Consider the following 15,920-nt stretch of genomic DNA (forward strand, 5'->3'; position numbering starts at 1 on the left):
GCCTTTGCCATGCTATATCGCTGGCGAAGGCATCAATAACGACCGTCGCCAACAGCTGTGTCACTGGAAGAATGGCGACAATAATGGATGAAGTGAGGAACAAAATGTCAACCAAACCCTTCTACTACCAGAATCCTTTTCCTGTAGCAAAAGACGATACCGAATACTATCTGTTAACCAAAGACTATGTCTCTGTCAGTGAATTTGACGGCGAAAGCGTCCTGAAAGTGGACCCCAAAGCCCTGACTCTGCTGGCTCAGCATGCATTCCGCGATGCCGCGTTCCTGTTGCGCCCGTCGCACCAGAAACAGGTGGCGGCCATTCTCAGCGACCCACAGGCCAGTGAAAACGACAAATATGTGGCGCTGCAGTTCCTGCGTAACTCGGAAATTGCCGCCCGTGGCGTGCTGCCCACCTGCCAGGATACCGGTACCGCCATCATTATGGGGAAAAAAGGCCAGCGCGTCTGGACCGGCGGCGGCGATGAAGCGGCCCTGGCGCAGGGGGTGTACAACACCTATACCGAAGAGAACCTGCGTTATTCCCAGAACGCTCCGCTGGATATGTACAAAGAAGTCAACACCGGCACCAACCTGCCGGCCCAGATTGACCTCTACAGCGTGGATGGCGACGAATACAAATTCCTGTGTATCGCCAAAGGCGGCGGTTCAGCCAACAAAACCTATCTGTACCAGGAAACCAAGGCGCTTATCACGCCTGCCAGACTGAAGAACTACCTGGTGGAGAAAATGCGGACTCTGGGTACGGCGGCCTGCCCGCCATACCATATCGCTTTTGTGATTGGTGGTACGTCGGCTGAAAGCACCCTGAAAACCGTGAAACTGGCGTCCACCCGTTATTACGACGGCCTGCCAACAGAAGGCAACGAGCACGGCCAGGCATTCCGCGATGTACAACTGGAACAGGCGCTGATGACCGAAGCGCAGAACCTGGGTCTTGGCGCACAGTTCGGCGGGAAATACTTTGCCCATGATATCCGGGTTATCCGCCTGCCGCGCCACGGGGCATCCTGCCCGGTTGGTATGGGCGTGTCCTGCTCCGCAGACCGTAATGTGAAAGCGAAAATCAACCGCGAAGGCATCTGGATTGAGAAGCTGGAAGATAACCCCGGTCAGTACATTCCGGCAGCGCTGCGCGGCGAAAATGAAGGCGAAGTGGTGAAAGTGGACCTGAACCGCCCGATGAGCGAAATCCTGCAACAGCTGTCGCAGTTCCCGGTGTCCACCCGGCTTTCCCTGAACGGCACCATTATTGTCGGGCGCGACATTGCCCATGCCAGACTGAAAGAGTTGCTGGACAGCGGTGAAGAACTGCCACAGTACATTAAGGACCACCCGATTTATTACGCCGGCCCGGCCAAAACACCGGAAGGGTATGCCTCCGGCTCTCTGGGCCCAACCACAGCCGGGCGCATGGACTCCTATGTGGATTTACTGCAGTCCCACGGTGGCAGCATGATTATGCTGGCGAAAGGCAACCGCAGCCAGCAGGTGACGGATGCCTGTAAGAAACACGGTGGCTTCTACCTGGGCAGCATTGGTGGCCCGGCGGCGGTGCTGGCGCAACAGAGTATCAAGAGCCTGGAGTGTGTGGCTTACCCGGAACTGGGTATGGAAGCTATCTGGAAAATCGAGGTGAAAGATTTCCCGGCGTTTATCCTGGTGGACGACAAAGGTAACGATTTCTTTCAGCAAATCACCAACAAATGCGATAACTGTGGAATGAAATAACTAACAGAGCAAGCCGTTCACAGCTCTGCCACATATACTGCGTCACATTTATGGCTCGCTACAGTGAGCCATATTTTTTGGAAAAACAGCCCGGCAAAACCGGCCTGCAAGAAAGTTCTTTCACCGCATGGTATCAGCCAGATAAACAGCCATATTGTCACCTTTATTGTTATCAATATTTAACACTATTCACCCATCCTGCTTATAGCTCAGCCATTTCCGCCACGGCATAATTTCCCTTGTTCCACCCGACAAAACTAACAATAAACTGGAACACTATTTGTCTGCCCATCAATTCACCTGGTACATCAGCAATAATGGATAATGAAAACCATGTCTGACGCACACTTCGCCGCACCCTTATTTATTCAGGAAAAAAATGAAGAGGACATCAATCTCGCTCTGACACCCTGGTTTTGTAACACGTCCAATGGGCCAGTCTGGGTTGCCGAACCCGCACCCGAAATAGTGCGTGTGGAAGCTGTACCCACCAACCCGGCAATTGCCATGGGCACACCTTATGTTGTCGCGGATATTGTGAAAGTGATACCGAACCCACCCTGGGGTACAGAAACACAGCTGGGATTCAGCGCGACAGAAGTGGTTTTTGAGCCTTTCTGGGCCACCCCGGCTATTGCGGCGGCATTTGGAGCGACGCTGATTCAACCCGGGCAGGCGATTCAGGTTTCCAGCCCGGTAAACCCACTACAATATGTAGAATATGATTATGGTGTATTTGCCGGCCACTGGTCTCCCTACCAGGGCACGGGCAATACGCTACTGACTGTTTCCTGCACTGATCTTGAACACCACGATTTTCCCCATGTATTCGCTTCCACAGACCCGCTACAACCTCTGGTGGTTTCGGTAGGCCGTTACTGGCCTGAACAGGCTATTATTCGTGTCGCAGACCTGTGGGTAAAACAGGGCGATGCATTGTATATTCCGCCCAAGCCAGCACTGCCCAACCAGGTTTGCCTTGATTTGCATAATAACCGTAATTCGGCACTGGCATGCTGGGGTAATATTCGCCAAAACAGCATAACAACACACACGCTATTACAACAAAACAACGGGTACTTCTACTGGTACTGGAATGCTCTGGCAACAGTACACAGTCGCCCGGTCATGCCTGGTTAATTTATTTTTTGGAGAGAGTTTTATGGCAGACATCAGTGAACTCACCAGCGATAACGCAGTGTATAAAACGTTACTGGAATCGACCCTGGCTATTCCGTGGAAAATAGACTGGTCAACCATGTCATTCGCCTATATAGGCCCACAAATCGAACCACTTTTAGGCTGGGAACAGGCCAGTTGGGTTTCTGCTGAAGACTGGGCAATGCGTATTCATCCTGAAGACCGGGAGCGTGTGGTCAACTTCTGCATTGCCCAGTCTCAGGCTGGCGTAGATCATGAAGCCGATTACCGGGCACTGACAAAAGATAATGGATATGTGTGGATCCGCGATGTCGTGCATGTGGTGCGCAAGGAAAATGGAGAACCAGACAGCCTGATTGGTTTTATGTTTGATATCAGTGAACGGAAGAAAACAGAGGAAAAACTCATTGCGCTGCAAAAAGAGCTCGAAGCTTTATCTTACAAAGACGGGCTTACAGGTATTGCTAACCGCCGCCGCTTTGACGCCACGCTCGCCGTGGAGCTGGAAAGCGCCCGACGGGGAAAAACCCCTTTGTCACTGTTGATGCTGGATATCGATTTCTTCAAACAGTTTAATGACATGTACGGCCACATTCAGGGAGACCAGTGTTTGATCCGTGTCGCACAAACCCTGAGCCTGGCCCTTGAAGGCCCACGTGACCTGGTTGCCCGCTATGGTGGCGAAGAGTTTATCATTATCCTGCCCAATGCTGATGCTGTTATGGCAGGCAATATTGCAGAGCGTTGCCAACGACTTATCGCCAAACAAGCCATTGAGCATAAAGGTTCACCACACCAGGGGCTTGTCACCACCAGCATAGGTTGCCTCACTGCCATGCCAGATGAATCATTAAAACCGACCGAATTTATTCGCAAGGTGGACCAGTTACTTTACCGGGCCAAACAAAATGGCCGTAACTGTGTTGAAAAACAAGCGCAGTAACTCATGAAGGCCACACCTACGTGGCCTTTTGGCATTAACGGCGAGCAACCTGCTCACCTTCTTTCTGACCAGCAATGCTCTGTGCGTAATTGCCACTCAGGCAACCGTACGTTTTGCCTTTGCAGGTAATACCACCAGAAAACTGGCAAGTGTGAACAAGGCAATAATCCAGGCCATTGTCCAGGTGTACCGTCGTGGAAGAAAGCCAGTAACAGTGATGGAATAATACCATTGCCATATTGCAACGCCCCTGTCAAAGCAGAGTCAGCACCAGCGATATGTAGCACTTCATCCAGCGCAGCCGATGTGGATATTGCCGCGATTATCCCGTTCATAGAAAAGAAGATAAAAAACAGTAATCACAATACTGGCAATCCCGGCCAATTAATGCACCGAGAATGGCAATAAGGGCGACAGGTGTTTTTGCGGGGGAAGGCGTTCCCGCCCTGGCCCAGGAGACAGGAAAGAAACACAACAGAAAGGAACGGTGTGCTACACCAGTTAAGTGAACCATGCAGATACCCCGGCGATAGCGGCCAGGGAAGCAGGAACAATAGTCAGGACCAGCACCGTTTGTTTGTGTATCGCCTTATGTAACATACCCGAAAACTCACCACGAAAACCGTTTATTTCACCGCGCATGGCGGCCATTTCGCCACGTAATTCCCCCATTTCACCGCGCAATTCCTCACGCAGCTCACTCATTTCACCGCGCAACTCCTCACGCAGCTCACTCATTTCACCGCGCAACTCCTCACGCAACTCACCCATTTCAGCACGTAACTCACCACGCAACTCGGTAATATCAGATTTAGTAGCAAACTGTTCAGAGCGTGTGGTTAATGCGGCAAGGTTTACCCGGATATCGGCGACATCGACTTCGAGCTTCCCCACCCGCAGGCCGAGATTCTGCAAAAAATAATCCCGTGAGCCCTGATGTGGGTAGCGATTTTTGAGGCGACAAACACGCACACTGGTGATTTTGGGCATACTACTCATACGTTATGTTTCCTTACCTGAACACACTCTTCCTGTTAACACGAATTATCCCCTGTTTTTTGACAAGGGAAAATAGTGCTTCGAATAACTCTGCAATTCTCATCGCAGAAAAATCACGCAAGAATGAAACAGTTTCAGGAAGATGCAGCGAGACGCGCAGCAAACAGCAAAAACAAACCACCGGTAATACGGTTAAGCCAGCGAGCCACAGCAGGCTTTTTCAGAATATGGGCCACACGGCGTGATGCATTAATAAGCGTGAGTGACCAGAGTGTCCCCAACACCACATGAATGGATACCAGCAAGAAAGTCCACTCTACCGGATTGTGCCCCATCGGGATAAATTGCGGCAAAAAAGAGACATAAAACACACCAACTTTAGGATTCAACACGTTGCCCAGCACCCCACGGATAAACCAGTTACTGTGCCGGGCAGTTCCCTCGCCTTCGTTTAATTGAGGCGTTACAGGGGTACGTAACATATGAAAAGCAAGCCAGCACAAATACACCGCACCAGCCCATTTCAACAGCATGTAAGCCAGTTCAGAAACAGCCAGTAGTGCCGCCAGGCCAAATGCGACCATCGCGCCCCAAATAAAGCACCCGGTATTAATCCCCAGCGCAGCCATAAACGCTTTCCGGCTACCTTCAACGGTTGCCGTGCGTAAAATCAGTGCGGTATCAAGACCAGGCGTGATTGTCAAAAGTGAGGCTGCAAGGGAGTAGGCAAGAAGGGAATCAGTGACCGTCATTTTCGAGCTCCGAAAGAGTGGAAATTACATAAATCCCCCCGTACAGACAAGCTTTTTATACAAAAAAATCTCACGCCCTTCCATGGGCATGGAATAACTGCAAATCACTGATCCAAATTTGGGACAAATGTATTCAACCAGGATGAAGACCCCGGACGCCTCTTCTTAACCTGCGCCACAAACTTGTATGACAGCTTTTGTTAATTTTGCTTAAGCTGTCACATAGCTTTCCTGTTCTGGCCGCTACACTGGCAGTAAATTTTGTCACCTTCTACTGACACAGGAGTCTTTGCATGTCTGGTCTGGTTAACTGGGGCATTCTGGGTTACGCCCGTATTGCAAGAAATTCACTTATCCCGGCTATCAGCCGGGCCACTAATGCACATTTATATGGCGTAGCTTCGCGTAACAGTGCGCAACTCCCCACTGGCGAATGGGATAAAAGCTACCCGGATTACGCCAGCCTGCTGGCAGATGAAGCGATTGATGCCGTCTACATTCCCCTGCCCAATTCACTGCATAAAACCTGGGTGATACGCGCACTGGAAGCCGGGAAGCATGTTTTATGTGAAAAACCGTTAGGCCTGACCGCCGAAGAAGGCAACGCGATGCATAAGGCCGCGCAACAACATGGCCGCATCCTGATGGAAGCCTTTATGTACCGCTACACACACCGGATGCAGGCGGTAAAATCCGTGCTGGCAAGCGGTGTGCTCGGCGATATTCGCCATATCAATGCCACTTTCCGTTTCCTGTTAAACCGGCCAGGTACCATAAAAATGCAGCCTGCTTTAGGTGGCGGAGCCCTGTACGATGTGGGTTGTTACCCGGTGAATTTTGTCGGCATGGTCACTCAACGGGTACCGGTTCGTTGTGAAGTGTTATGCGAGATGGATAACGGTGTGGACACGCAGCTATCGGCGATTTTGCAGTATGACGACGGGCTGATAGCCAATATTCACTGCGGGTTTAACAGTTTTGGCAGCAATTTTGCCGAAATTATTGGCACTAAAGGTTTACTGCGCATTGACGACACCTTCCAGGACAATGCCGGGGATATTTGGCTGCACACTGATGAAGGCAGCCGCGCAATCCCCGTTGAGGAGTCGGACCGTTATCTGGCGGAAGTCAGCCAGTTTTCCGCCGCAGTCCTGAAGCAACCTGCGCACTGCCTGTCACTGGAAGAGAGTATCCGTAACCTGCAGGTGCTGGATATGATCCGGGCGAAAATGCCCGAGTCATAAGAGAAAATAACTGCGTCAGGTAAAAGTGAAGGTTTATTGAGTAGCCTGCCAGCCGCCACCCAAAGCAGCTATCAGCGCCACGCTGGCAACCCACTGGGTGCTTTGCAAAGACAGCAGGCTTTGTTGTTCTGACAGGCTGCTGTTCTCTGTGGTGGCGACATCCAGGTAGTCAATCATGCCGGCTTCATACTGGTTGCGTGTCACCCGGGCTGATTCTTTCGCGGCGGCGGTGGCTCGCTGCTGCACCACCACTTCCTGCTGCAATGTATTCAGTTCAACCAGGTCATCCTCAACTTCCTGCATGCCTTCCAGCACGGCCTGGCGGTAGTTTGCCACGCTGGCGTCATACGCGGCTCTGGCCTGGTCTACTTGTGCCGATGTCGCGCCAAAATCCAGCAACGTGCCGCTTAACTCTGGCCCAAGGGACCAGACCCGGTAAGGTAAAGCAAACAGGTTGTGGAATACCGACGACGACGTTCCGCCGCTGGCACTCAGCGTCAGGTCCGGGAAATAGCCCGCAATCGCCACGCCCACTGCAGCATTGGCGGCTGCCACTTCCCGCTCTGCATAAGCGATATCCGGGCGGCGTTGCAGCAATTGAGCCGGTACAGCCTGAGGCAGAGCGGGCAAAGTGGCAGCCAGTTTTGCCACCGGCAGGCTGAACTCCGCTGGCGCTTTGCCCATTAATAATGCAATAGCGTGCTCAAGCTGAGCACGCTGCCACTGGTAATCCAGCGCGGAAGCCCGGGCACTTTCTAATTGCATTTGTGCCTGCGCCAGAGTGGCGCGTGATTCCGTCCCGGCACCATATTTGTTTTCGATCACAGTAAGATAGCGCTGGTAAGCCGCCACACTCTGTTGGTACAAAGCGATTTTTTCATCCATTACCCGCAACTGAAAATAATCCTGCGCCAGTTCAGACTGGGCACTGAGTGTCATGTTCGCCAGTTCGGCTGCGCTGGCCTGGGCACTTGCTTTGTTCTCTTCCAGCGTGCGGCGCAGTTTGCCCCATATATCCAGTTCCCAACTGGCGCTCAGCTCCGCCTGATGGCTGTTGCTGGTGGTGCGTTGCCCGGTAGTACTGGAACGGCTGCCGCTACGGGTTGAGCTGGCATCATAGCTTACCGAAGGCAATAGCCCGGCGCGCGACTGTGCCGCCAGCGCCAGCGCTTCACGGTACTGCGCTGCATATTTGGCAATATTCTGGTTGGAGATAACCACCTGAGTCAGCAGCCCGTCCAGTACCGGGTCATGGTATACCGACCACCAGGCACCTTTGTTTTTATCATCCTGCGGCGCGGCCTGTTGCCACCCCTGCGCTTCTTTATAATGCAGCGGCATGTTGATTGCCGGGCGGTGATAATCCGGGCCCACAGCACAGCCGCTTAACACCAGCGATAACGCCAGAGCAGTGATTCGCAACGTTCTTTTCATCAATTAAGGTTCCACATGGCGTAAACGGTGCCATCTGCGTTTTGTGGCACGGCTGAGGCTGTCCAGCCAAAGATAAACCACCGGAGTGGTAAACAGGGTTAATAGCTGGCTGAGTGCAAGCCCACCGGCAATTGCCAGCCCCAGCGGGCTGCGTAAATCGGCATCGCCGCCACTGCCGAGCGCCAGGGGTAACGCGCCGAAAAATGCAGCCAGCGTGGTCATCATAATGGGGCGAAAACGCATCAGGCACGCCTGGGTTATCGCCTGCTGGGGTTTCAGGCCCTGGCGACGTTCAGCATCCAGCGCAAAATCAATCATCATAATGGCGTTTTTCTTCACAATGCCTATCAGCAAAATTATCCCAATCAGCGCAATCACGGTGAGCTGGGTATTGGTCAGCAGAAGCAGCAACAAAGCCCCTACCCCGGCGGAAGGCAGCGTGGACAGAATCGTCAACGGATGAATATAGCTTTCATACAATACGCCCAGCACAATGTAGACCGCCGCCAGAGCGGCAACAATTAACCACGGCATGGTGGCAGTCAGTTCACCAAAGGCTTTTGCCGTTCCCTGGAACCCGGCCTGAATGGATGACGGTAAACCAATTTTCGCCAGTGCCTGTTTAATCAGCACCTGTGCCTGCTCCAGCGACACACCATCGTTAAGGTTAAACGCGATAGTACTGGTGGCAGACTGGCCCTGGTGAGCAACAGAAAGCGGCGCATTTCCACCGACAAATTTTGCAAAAGCAGATAACGGCACGCGGTCGCCATCGTCATTCACGACGTACAGTTCGTTGAGGATCTCCGGGTCGCGGGTGTAGTCATCTGCCAGTGTCATCACGACATGGTACTGATTCAGGGTATGATAAAGCGTGGCTATCTCGCGCTGGCTGAAGGCATTATTGAGCATGGTATCCAGCATCCTGACATTGACACCCAGCCGGGTGGCCTGATCACGGTCTATCTGAATCACCACTTCCTGCCCACCGGTTTGTGAGTCTGAATCAACACTATTCAGTTGTGGAATCGCTGCCAGTGCTGCCTGCACTTTGGGCGTCCAGGTGCGTAACAGATCCAGGTCATCGGCCTGTAAGCTGTACTGGTATGTGGCATTGGCACTCCGCCCGCCAATATGCAAATCCTGCGCGGCCATTAAAAACAGCTGTGCACCGGGGATATGACGAGTTTTAGCACTCAGCCGGTTTGCCACTTCTGTTGCCGTGGCAGAGCGTTTATCAAAATCTTTCAGGCGCACAAAGAAGTTAGCGGAGTTACGCGAACCAAACCTTCCGCCACCCATAGATGACATCACACTTTCTACTGCCGGGTCTGATTTAATGATTTTGGTGAACATCAGCATTTTCGGCTTCATTGCCTGGAAGGAGATGTTCTGGTCTGCCCGCAGTGCGCCCATCAACAGGCCAGTATCCTGGTTGGGGAAGAACCCTTTTTGCACTACTGAATAGAGAAACAGGTTCAGAAGCACCGTCAGAAGTAAACTCAGCATGGTGAACTTCTGGTGTTTCATCACCCAACCCAGCCCGCGCGAATAGGCAGCAAGCAGACTGTTAAGCTGGTTTTCAATAAACTGGTAAACCGGGTGCGGGCGCTTTGTGACAGCAGGTTTGGCTTTCAGCAGGCGTGAGCACAGCATGGGCGTCAGGCTAAGGGAAACAAACATCGAAATCAGCAATGAGACCGTCAGAGTAACCGCGAATTCCCGGAACAGGCGGCCCACGATACTGCCCATCAACAAAATAGGAATAAATACTGCCACCAGAGAAACCGTCATAGACAACACAGTAAAGCTGACTTCTTTTGCGCCACGTAACGCCGCACGCACCGGGCTCAGGCCGGATTCAATATGCCGGGCAATGTTCTCCAGAACTACAATGGCATCATCGACAACAAACCCGGTGGAAATAATTAACGCCATCAGCGAGAGGTTATCCAGGCTGTAACCCAGCATATACATCACAGCACAGGTGCCTATCAGGGAGACCGGCAGAGCCAGTGCGGGAATGATAACTGCCTGAATATTACGCAAGAACACAAACACCACCGCAATCACCAGCAACACAGCTATCAGCAGGGTTTCTTCAGTGTCATACAGCGATGCCCGCACGGTTGGGGAGCGGTCCACCACCAACTTTAACTGGGTATCTGCTGGCAGGTCTTTACGCAGGGCGGGTAGCTTCGCTTTAATGGCATCAATCGTTTCCAGCATATTAGCCCCGGCCTGGCGGGTTATGCCTACCATCACCGATGGCGTGGCATTCAGGAAGCCCGCCTGGTATTTGTCTTCCACCGAGTCATAAACACGGGCAACATCGCTCAGCCGGATTGCCCTGCCATTCTGATAATAGATAACCAGGTTGCGGTACTGCGCGGCTTTATCTAACTGACCATTGCTGTCCACCACCCAGGACTGGGTTTTGCCTTCTAACATACCTTTTGGCTGGTTGGTGGTGCTGTTTGCCACAGCCTTGCGCACGGTATCAAGCGAAATGCCGTAATGAGTCAGTTGCTGGGGTTGCAGGTCAATACGTACAGCCGGTAACGCACTGCCCATCAGGGAAACCTGGCCCACGCCCTGAACCTGCCCCATCGCCTGCTCAATTTTACTTTCGGCCAGGTCGTAGAGCTCACCCGGGCTGCGGTTACTGGAGGTTAATGCCAACATCACAATAGGAGCATCAGAAGGGTTGGCTTTGCGGTAAGTCGGCAACGATTCCATGCTGCTGGGCAGTAAACTGCGCGAAGCGTTAATTGCAGCCTGGACATCACGCGCCGCGCCATTGATATCGCGGTTCAGTTCGAACTGCAAAACAATATTGGTTGACCCCTGGGAACTGCTGGAAGTCATCTCTGTGATACCGGCAATTTGCCCCAGAGCACGCTCCAGTGGTGTGGCAACCGTTGCCGCCATGGTTTCAGGGCTGGCGCCCGCCAGGCTGGCACTAACCATGATGGTGGGGAAATCCACCTGAGGCAACGGAGCCACTGGCAACAAACGGTAGCCAAGCCCGCCCAGCAGGAGAATAGCCAGGGTAAGCAACAACGTTGCCACCGGGCGGAAGATAAAGAGCCGTGTCAGGTTCATTATTCGCCCCGGGTCTGTTGCTGGCGGCGTTTAACCCAGGCAGAGCCACGCCGGGCAAGACCATCAAACCACAGGTATATCACTGGCGTGGAAAACAGCGTTAGTACCTGGCTGACAATCAAGCCGCCAACAATCACCAGCCCCAGCGGCCGACGCAGTTCGGCCCCCGAGCCAGATGCCAGCATCAGTGGCAGTGCGCCCAGTAACGCTGCCATGGTGGTCATCATAATAGGGCGAAAACGTAGCAGGCACGCCTGATGGATAGCATCCCGGGGGCTCAGGTGCTGGTGGTGTTCAGCTTCCAGCGCGAAGTCGATCATCATGATCGCATTCTTTTTCACAATGCCTATCAGCAGAATAACCCCAATCAGCGCTATCAGGCTGAACTCAGATCCTGCCAGGATCAGGGTCAGTAATGCACCCACGGCGGCAGACGGCAGCGTGGAAAGAATAGTGACCGGGTGAATAAAGCTTTCATACAGGATGCCCAGCACCACATACATGGTCAGTAACGCGGCGAGGATCAACCACAATGTATTGCTGGTGGCACTCTGGAATGCCGCCGTTTCTCCCTGGTAACGTAATGTGATTCCACCTGGCATCCGGAGTTGCTGGCTGACATCACTGATAGCCTGCTGCGCATCATCCAGCGAGTAGCCTTTATTCAGGTTAAACGAAACCATCACCGCCGGGAACTGGTTGAGGCGCATGTGCATCAGTGAACCAGTGCGTTCATGAATGGTAGCAATGGACGTCAGTTTCACCATGCCCATTGTGCTGCTGTCACTGCCTGAATCACTGCCGGAGGACGAGCTGCTCGTTGAGCTGTCGCTACTAGAACTGCTGCCAGAAGTGGTGTCGGAGGTGGTTGTGGACGGCTGCAACCAGATATCATCAAAGGATGCGGGCGATTGCTGGTATTTCGGCGCCACTTCCAGCACCACGCGATACTGGTTCGCCTGGGTAAAAATGGTAGAGACCAGGCGCTGACCGAACGCATTGTAGAGCGCGGTATCCACATCGGAGGCGGTAATACCGTAACGGGCTGCTTTGTCGCGGTTTAGTTCAACCCAGGCAACACGCCCCTGGTCCTGCAAATTACTGACTACACCATTAAATTCCGGGCGTTTTTGTAATGCCGCCACCAGTTTGGGTGTCCAGTCCGCCAGGTCTTCACTGTTGGCATCATCCAGCGTGAACTGATACTGGCTGGGTGTCACCTGGTCGTTGACTGTCAAGTCCTGAGCCGGTTGCAGGTAGAGCTGGATCCCGGCCACTTGCTTCGCGGCCTGTTGCAACTGGCTAATCACCACATCTGCTTTGTCATCCCGCTCATCAAAGGATTTCAGGTTAATTTGAATACGCCCGCTGTTCAGGCTGGTATTACTGCCATCAATCCCAATAGTGGACGATAAACTTTCCACAGAAGGATTTTGCAAAATGATTTTCGCCAGTGCCTGCTGGCGTTTTGCCATTTCATTGAATGACACATCCTGAGAAGCGACTGTCACGCCCTGGATCAGGCCGGTATCCTGGGTGGGAAAGAACCCTTTAGGAATGGCGATATACAACACCGCCGTCAGTACAAAGGTTCCGAGTGCAACCAGTAAAGTCAGTTTTTGGTGGTTGAGCACCAGGGTAAGTAACCGGTCATAGCCCCGAATCAGGCTGTCAAAAACTTCACCACCTTTGCGGGAAAAGCGCGACTGCTGTTGTGGGGGAATATGGCGCAGTAAGTAAGCGCATAACATTGGTGTCAGCGTCAGTGACACCAGCATGGAAACCAGAATAGAAACCGCCAGCGTAATGGCAAACTCCCGGAATAACCGGCCAACCACATCGCCCATAAACAACAGTGGGATCAGTACGGCAATCAGGGAGAAAGTCAGTGAGATGATGGTAAAGCCGATTTGCTGCGAACCTTTCAGTGCCGCCTGCATTGGGGTTTCCCCCTCTTCAAGGCGCCGGGAAATGTTTTCCACCACCACAATGGCGTCGTCAATAACAAACCCGGTGGCGATAGTCAGCGCCATCAGCGACAGGTTGTTCAGGCTGAAATCCGCGAGGTACATCACCCCGAAGGTGCCCACCAGCGATAACGGCACCGCCACGCTGGGGATAAGCGTGGCAGCAACATTGCGCAGAAACAGGAAGGTCACCATGACCACCAGCGCTATCGACAGCATCAGTTCAAACTGCACATCGTGAATAGATGCGCGGATTGTCTGGGTGCGGTCAGACAGCACGGTCATTTTCACGCCATTGGGCAACGCGGCCTGCAATTTGGGTAACTGTGCCTTGATGCTATCCACGACCTGAATAACGTTGGCGCCCGGCTGGCGTTGCACACTGATGACAATCGCCGGGTTGTTGTTTGCCCATGCGGACTGAAAGGTATTCTCCGGCCCTTCTTCAATATGCGCGATATCTTTCAGGCGCAACGCCGCACCGTTTTGATATGTGAGGATCAGGTTGCCATATTCCGCCGCCGTGCGCAGTTGGTCGTTGGCGTCAATGGTTACTGAGTGGTATTTGCCGTCAAACCCACCTTTAGAACCGTTTACATTACTGTTGCTAATCAGTGTGTTGACATCTTCCAGAGTCAGCCCGTGGGCGGCAAGCGCTTTGGGGTCCATCTGTACCCGAATGGCAGGCTGATGCCCGCCAGCCAGTGTCACCATCCCTACCCCGGAGATTTGTGACAACTTGAGTGCCACACGCGTATTCACCAGGTCCTGTACGGTGGTCAGCGGCAATGAATCTGAGCTGGCGGCCAGGGTGATTACCGCACTGTCTGCCGGGTTAACTTTTTTATAGGTTGGAGGGTTAGGTAAATCACTCGGTAACAGGTTATTCGCCGCGTTGATGGCGGCCTGAACTTCCTGCTCCGCAACATCCAGCGACAATTCCAGTTCAAATTTGAGCGTGATTATTGACGAGCCACCGGAACTGGTGGACGTCATTTGGCTCAGGCCCGACATTTGGCCCAACTGGCGCTCCAGTGGGGAGGTCACCGATGAAGCCATCACATCCGGGCTGGCGCCCGGATAAAGTGTGGTGACCTGAATCGTGGGGTAATCCACCTGCGGTAACGCGGAGGTGGATAAAAAGCGGTAGGCAAAGATCCCGGCAATTAACACCCCTACCATAATTAACACGGTAGCGACCGGCCGCAGTATAAACAGGCGTGACGGATTCATTTGGCCTCAGGCGCGGTTTTAGTTTGTGTTTCACCCACCACGGAGACTTTGCTGCCGTTAGACAGACGGTCAATCCCTTCGGTAACAACCCGGTCACCAGGCGAGATACCTTTCAGTATTGCCTGCTGGTCATCATTCACTTGTGGCCCGGCGGTGACCGCTTTACGTGTAACGGTATTATCTTTGTTGATAACAAAGACAAAATAGCCTTCATTACTCAACTGCAACGCCTGGCGTGGGATCACCGTGGCATCTTTAAGCACACTGGTTTGCAGGCGCAGGTTCACAAACTGATTGGCATATAAACTTTCATCCTGATTAGGGAAAATCGCTTTCAGTTCAACGGTTCCGGTACTGGTATCAATCTGGTTGCTGATAAATTTAACCTCACCGGTTCCCAGTGCCGTGGTGTTGTCCTGGTCAAAAGCCGTTGCCGGCAAACTTTGGCCGTTATGCAATGCTTTTACCAGCACCGGGATATTGCTTTGCGGCACACTGAATGTCACCGCGGCAGGCTGCATTTGAGTAATGGTGACCAGGCCTGTGCTACTACTGCTTTCCACCATGTTACCCGGGTCTACCAGGCGCAACCCCACGCGGCCACTGACAGGTGCAGTAATGCGCGCATATTCCAGGTCCAGTCTGGCGCTTGCTATCTGGGCTTCATCAGACGCAACCGCCCCCCGGTATTGCCCAACTGTGGCTATCTGGCTGTCGAGGTCCTGGCGAGCCAGTGAATCCTGTGCATAGAGTTTGCGGTAGCGGGCCAGAGTCAGTTTTGCGCTGTTTAATAACGCTTTATTTTCGCTGAGTTCCCCCTGGTACTGGTTCAGTGTTGCCTGGTATGGCCGCGGGTCTATCTGCGCCAGCAACTGGCCGGCAGCCACTTTCTGGCCTTCAGTGAAATAGACTTTTTCCAGTTGCCCGTCTACCCGGCTGGTAACAGTAACCGAAGCATTAGGAATCACGGTTCCCAGAGCATTCAGGTAAACCGGTACAGTGGCGCTGGTTGCCACACCACCATGAACCAGCGTGGTGCCACCGCCCATCATCCTCATTCCCGGGCGGCCTGGCCCACCAGGATGACCTGCCCCACCCGATCTCCCAACACCTTTGCCGCCAGGGAGTAACCGCCAGACAACGCCAGCAACGATTAACACCACAATCAAAATAATCAGCCATTTCAGCCAGCGCGCGCTCGCAGACCGGGAAGTATTCGTTGTCATTGGACTCTTCAGGTGAATGAAAAAGGAATATGTGTTGGAAAAACAGCGAAAAACTTTATCACTCTAACTTTATTCACTGCTCAATTAATATTGACCAGATTTGTC

General features: G+C 52.9%; 10 protein-coding genes and 1 pseudogene. 4 read left to right on the top strand and 7 right to left on the bottom strand.

Annotation, left to right across the window (positions count from 1 at the left end; all coding sequences use genetic code 11):
* Positions 1 to 104 precede the first annotated feature (104 nt).
* The 3 genes from fumA (at position 105) to MPHASIOC01_RS21550 (ending at position 3,855) form a co-directional block, all read left to right on the top strand.
* Positions 105 to 1,751 (top strand): class I fumarate hydratase FumA, encoded by a 1,647-nt coding sequence (gene fumA / locus MPHASIOC01_RS21540; RefSeq protein ID WP_353613270.1) that lies wholly within the window; start codon positions 105 to 107, stop codon positions 1,749 to 1,751.
* Between the two features lie 333 nt (positions 1,752 to 2,084).
* Positions 2,085 to 2,891 (top strand): hypothetical protein, encoded by an 807-nt coding sequence (locus tag MPHASIOC01_RS21545; RefSeq protein WP_353613271.1) that lies wholly within the window; start codon positions 2,085 to 2,087, stop codon positions 2,889 to 2,891.
* Between the two features lie 22 nt (positions 2,892 to 2,913).
* Positions 2,914 to 3,855 (top strand): sensor domain-containing diguanylate cyclase, encoded by a 942-nt coding sequence (locus tag MPHASIOC01_RS21550; RefSeq protein ID WP_064596496.1) that lies wholly within the window; start codon positions 2,914 to 2,916, stop codon positions 3,853 to 3,855.
* Positions 3,856 to 3,951: 96 nt separating this feature from the next.
* Here the strand turns inward: MPHASIOC01_RS21550 and MPHASIOC01_RS21555 are convergent.
* From MPHASIOC01_RS21555 to MPHASIOC01_RS21565, 3 genes and pseudogenes are all read right to left on the bottom strand, one after another.
* Positions 3,952 to 4,233 (bottom strand): annotated as a pseudogene (locus tag MPHASIOC01_RS21555) (Bcr/CflA family drug resistance efflux transporter); the annotation flags it as partial.
* A 123-nt stretch (positions 4,234 to 4,356) separates the two neighbouring features.
* The gene (locus MPHASIOC01_RS21560) at positions 4,357 to 4,854 is read right to left on the bottom strand and encodes a hypothetical protein (RefSeq protein WP_353613272.1); all 498 of its coding nucleotides are present in this window, start codon (positions 4,852 to 4,854) and stop codon (positions 4,357 to 4,359) included.
* A gap of 134 nt (positions 4,855 to 4,988) precedes the next feature.
* The gene (locus MPHASIOC01_RS21565) at positions 4,989 to 5,606 is read right to left on the bottom strand and encodes a LysE family translocator (protein ID WP_353613273.1); all 618 of its coding nucleotides are present in this window, start codon (positions 5,604 to 5,606) and stop codon (positions 4,989 to 4,991) included.
* Between the two features lie 293 nt (positions 5,607 to 5,899).
* On the opposite strand from MPHASIOC01_RS21565, the gene MPHASIOC01_RS21570 reads away from it, so the two are divergent.
* Positions 5,900 to 6,850, top strand: a complete 951-nt coding sequence (locus MPHASIOC01_RS21570) for a Gfo/Idh/MocA family protein (protein WP_064596323.1) — start codon at positions 5,900 to 5,902, stop codon at positions 6,848 to 6,850.
* 33 nt (positions 6,851 to 6,883) lie between these two features.
* Here MPHASIOC01_RS21570 and MPHASIOC01_RS21575 read toward each other — a convergent pair whose 3' ends face one another.
* Genes MPHASIOC01_RS21575 through MPHASIOC01_RS21590 form a run of 4 tightly spaced genes read right to left on the bottom strand, consistent with a single transcriptional unit; the run spans position 6,884 to position 15,815 of the window.
* Positions 6,884 to 8,284, bottom strand: coding sequence for an efflux transporter outer membrane subunit (locus MPHASIOC01_RS21575; RefSeq protein WP_353613274.1), 1,401 nt, complete (start codon positions 8,282 to 8,284; stop codon positions 6,884 to 6,886).
* Between the two features lie 3 nt (positions 8,285 to 8,287).
* Positions 8,288 to 11,389, bottom strand: coding sequence for a multidrug efflux RND transporter permease subunit (locus MPHASIOC01_RS21580; protein WP_353613275.1), 3,102 nt, complete (start codon positions 11,387 to 11,389; stop codon positions 8,288 to 8,290).
* A complete protein-coding gene (locus MPHASIOC01_RS21585) occupies positions 11,389 to 14,589 on the bottom strand; it encodes an efflux RND transporter permease subunit (protein ID WP_353613276.1) in 3,201 nt (1,066 codons plus the stop codon). Before MPHASIOC01_RS21585 ends, MPHASIOC01_RS21580 begins: the two co-directional genes overlap by 1 nt.
* Positions 14,586 to 15,815 (bottom strand): MdtA/MuxA family multidrug efflux RND transporter periplasmic adaptor subunit, encoded by a 1,230-nt coding sequence (locus tag MPHASIOC01_RS21590; protein ID WP_353613277.1) that lies wholly within the window; start codon positions 15,813 to 15,815, stop codon positions 14,586 to 14,588. The genes MPHASIOC01_RS21585 and MPHASIOC01_RS21590 overlap by 4 nt, the downstream gene beginning before the upstream one ends.
* Between the last annotated feature and the right edge of the window lie 105 nt (positions 15,816 to 15,920).

The sequence above is a fragment of the Mangrovibacter phragmitis genome (genome assembly GCF_040429585.1).
GTDB classification, from domain to species: domain Bacteria; phylum Pseudomonadota; class Gammaproteobacteria; order Enterobacterales; family Enterobacteriaceae; genus Mangrovibacter; species Mangrovibacter phragmitis.

What these genes read in the sequence shown, in the direction of transcription:
- MPHASIOC01_RS21545 (WP_353613271.1), top strand. Translation starts at nt 2,085, where the DNA reads ATGTCTGACGCACACTTCGCCGCACCCTTATTTATTCAGGAAAAAAAT.
- MPHASIOC01_RS21570 (WP_064596323.1), top strand. Translation starts at nt 5,900, where the DNA reads ATGTCTGGTCTGGTTAACTGGGGCATTCTGGGTTACGCCCGTATTGCA.
- MPHASIOC01_RS21580 (WP_353613275.1), bottom strand. Translation starts at nt 11,389, where the DNA reads ATGAACCTGACACGGCTCTTTATCTTCCGCCCGGTGGCAACGTTGTTG.
- MPHASIOC01_RS21550 (WP_064596496.1), top strand. Translation starts at nt 2,914, where the DNA reads ATGGCAGACATCAGTGAACTCACCAGCGATAACGCAGTGTATAAAACG.
- MPHASIOC01_RS21560 (WP_353613272.1), bottom strand. Translation starts at nt 4,854, where the DNA reads ATGAGTAGTATGCCCAAAATCACCAGTGTGCGTGTTTGTCGCCTCAAA.
- MPHASIOC01_RS21565 (WP_353613273.1), bottom strand. Translation starts at nt 5,606, where the DNA reads ATGACGGTCACTGATTCCCTTCTTGCCTACTCCCTTGCAGCCTCACTT.
- MPHASIOC01_RS21590 (WP_353613277.1), bottom strand. Translation starts at nt 15,815, where the DNA reads ATGACAACGAATACTTCCCGGTCTGCGAGCGCGCGCTGGCTGAAATGG.
- MPHASIOC01_RS21575 (WP_353613274.1), bottom strand. Translation starts at nt 8,284, where the DNA reads ATGAAAAGAACGTTGCGAATCACTGCTCTGGCGTTATCGCTGGTGTTA.
- MPHASIOC01_RS21585 (WP_353613276.1), bottom strand. Translation starts at nt 14,589, where the DNA reads ATGAATCCGTCACGCCTGTTTATACTGCGGCCGGTCGCTACCGTGTTA.
- fumA (WP_353613270.1), top strand. Translation starts at nt 105, where the DNA reads ATGTCAACCAAACCCTTCTACTACCAGAATCCTTTTCCTGTAGCAAAA.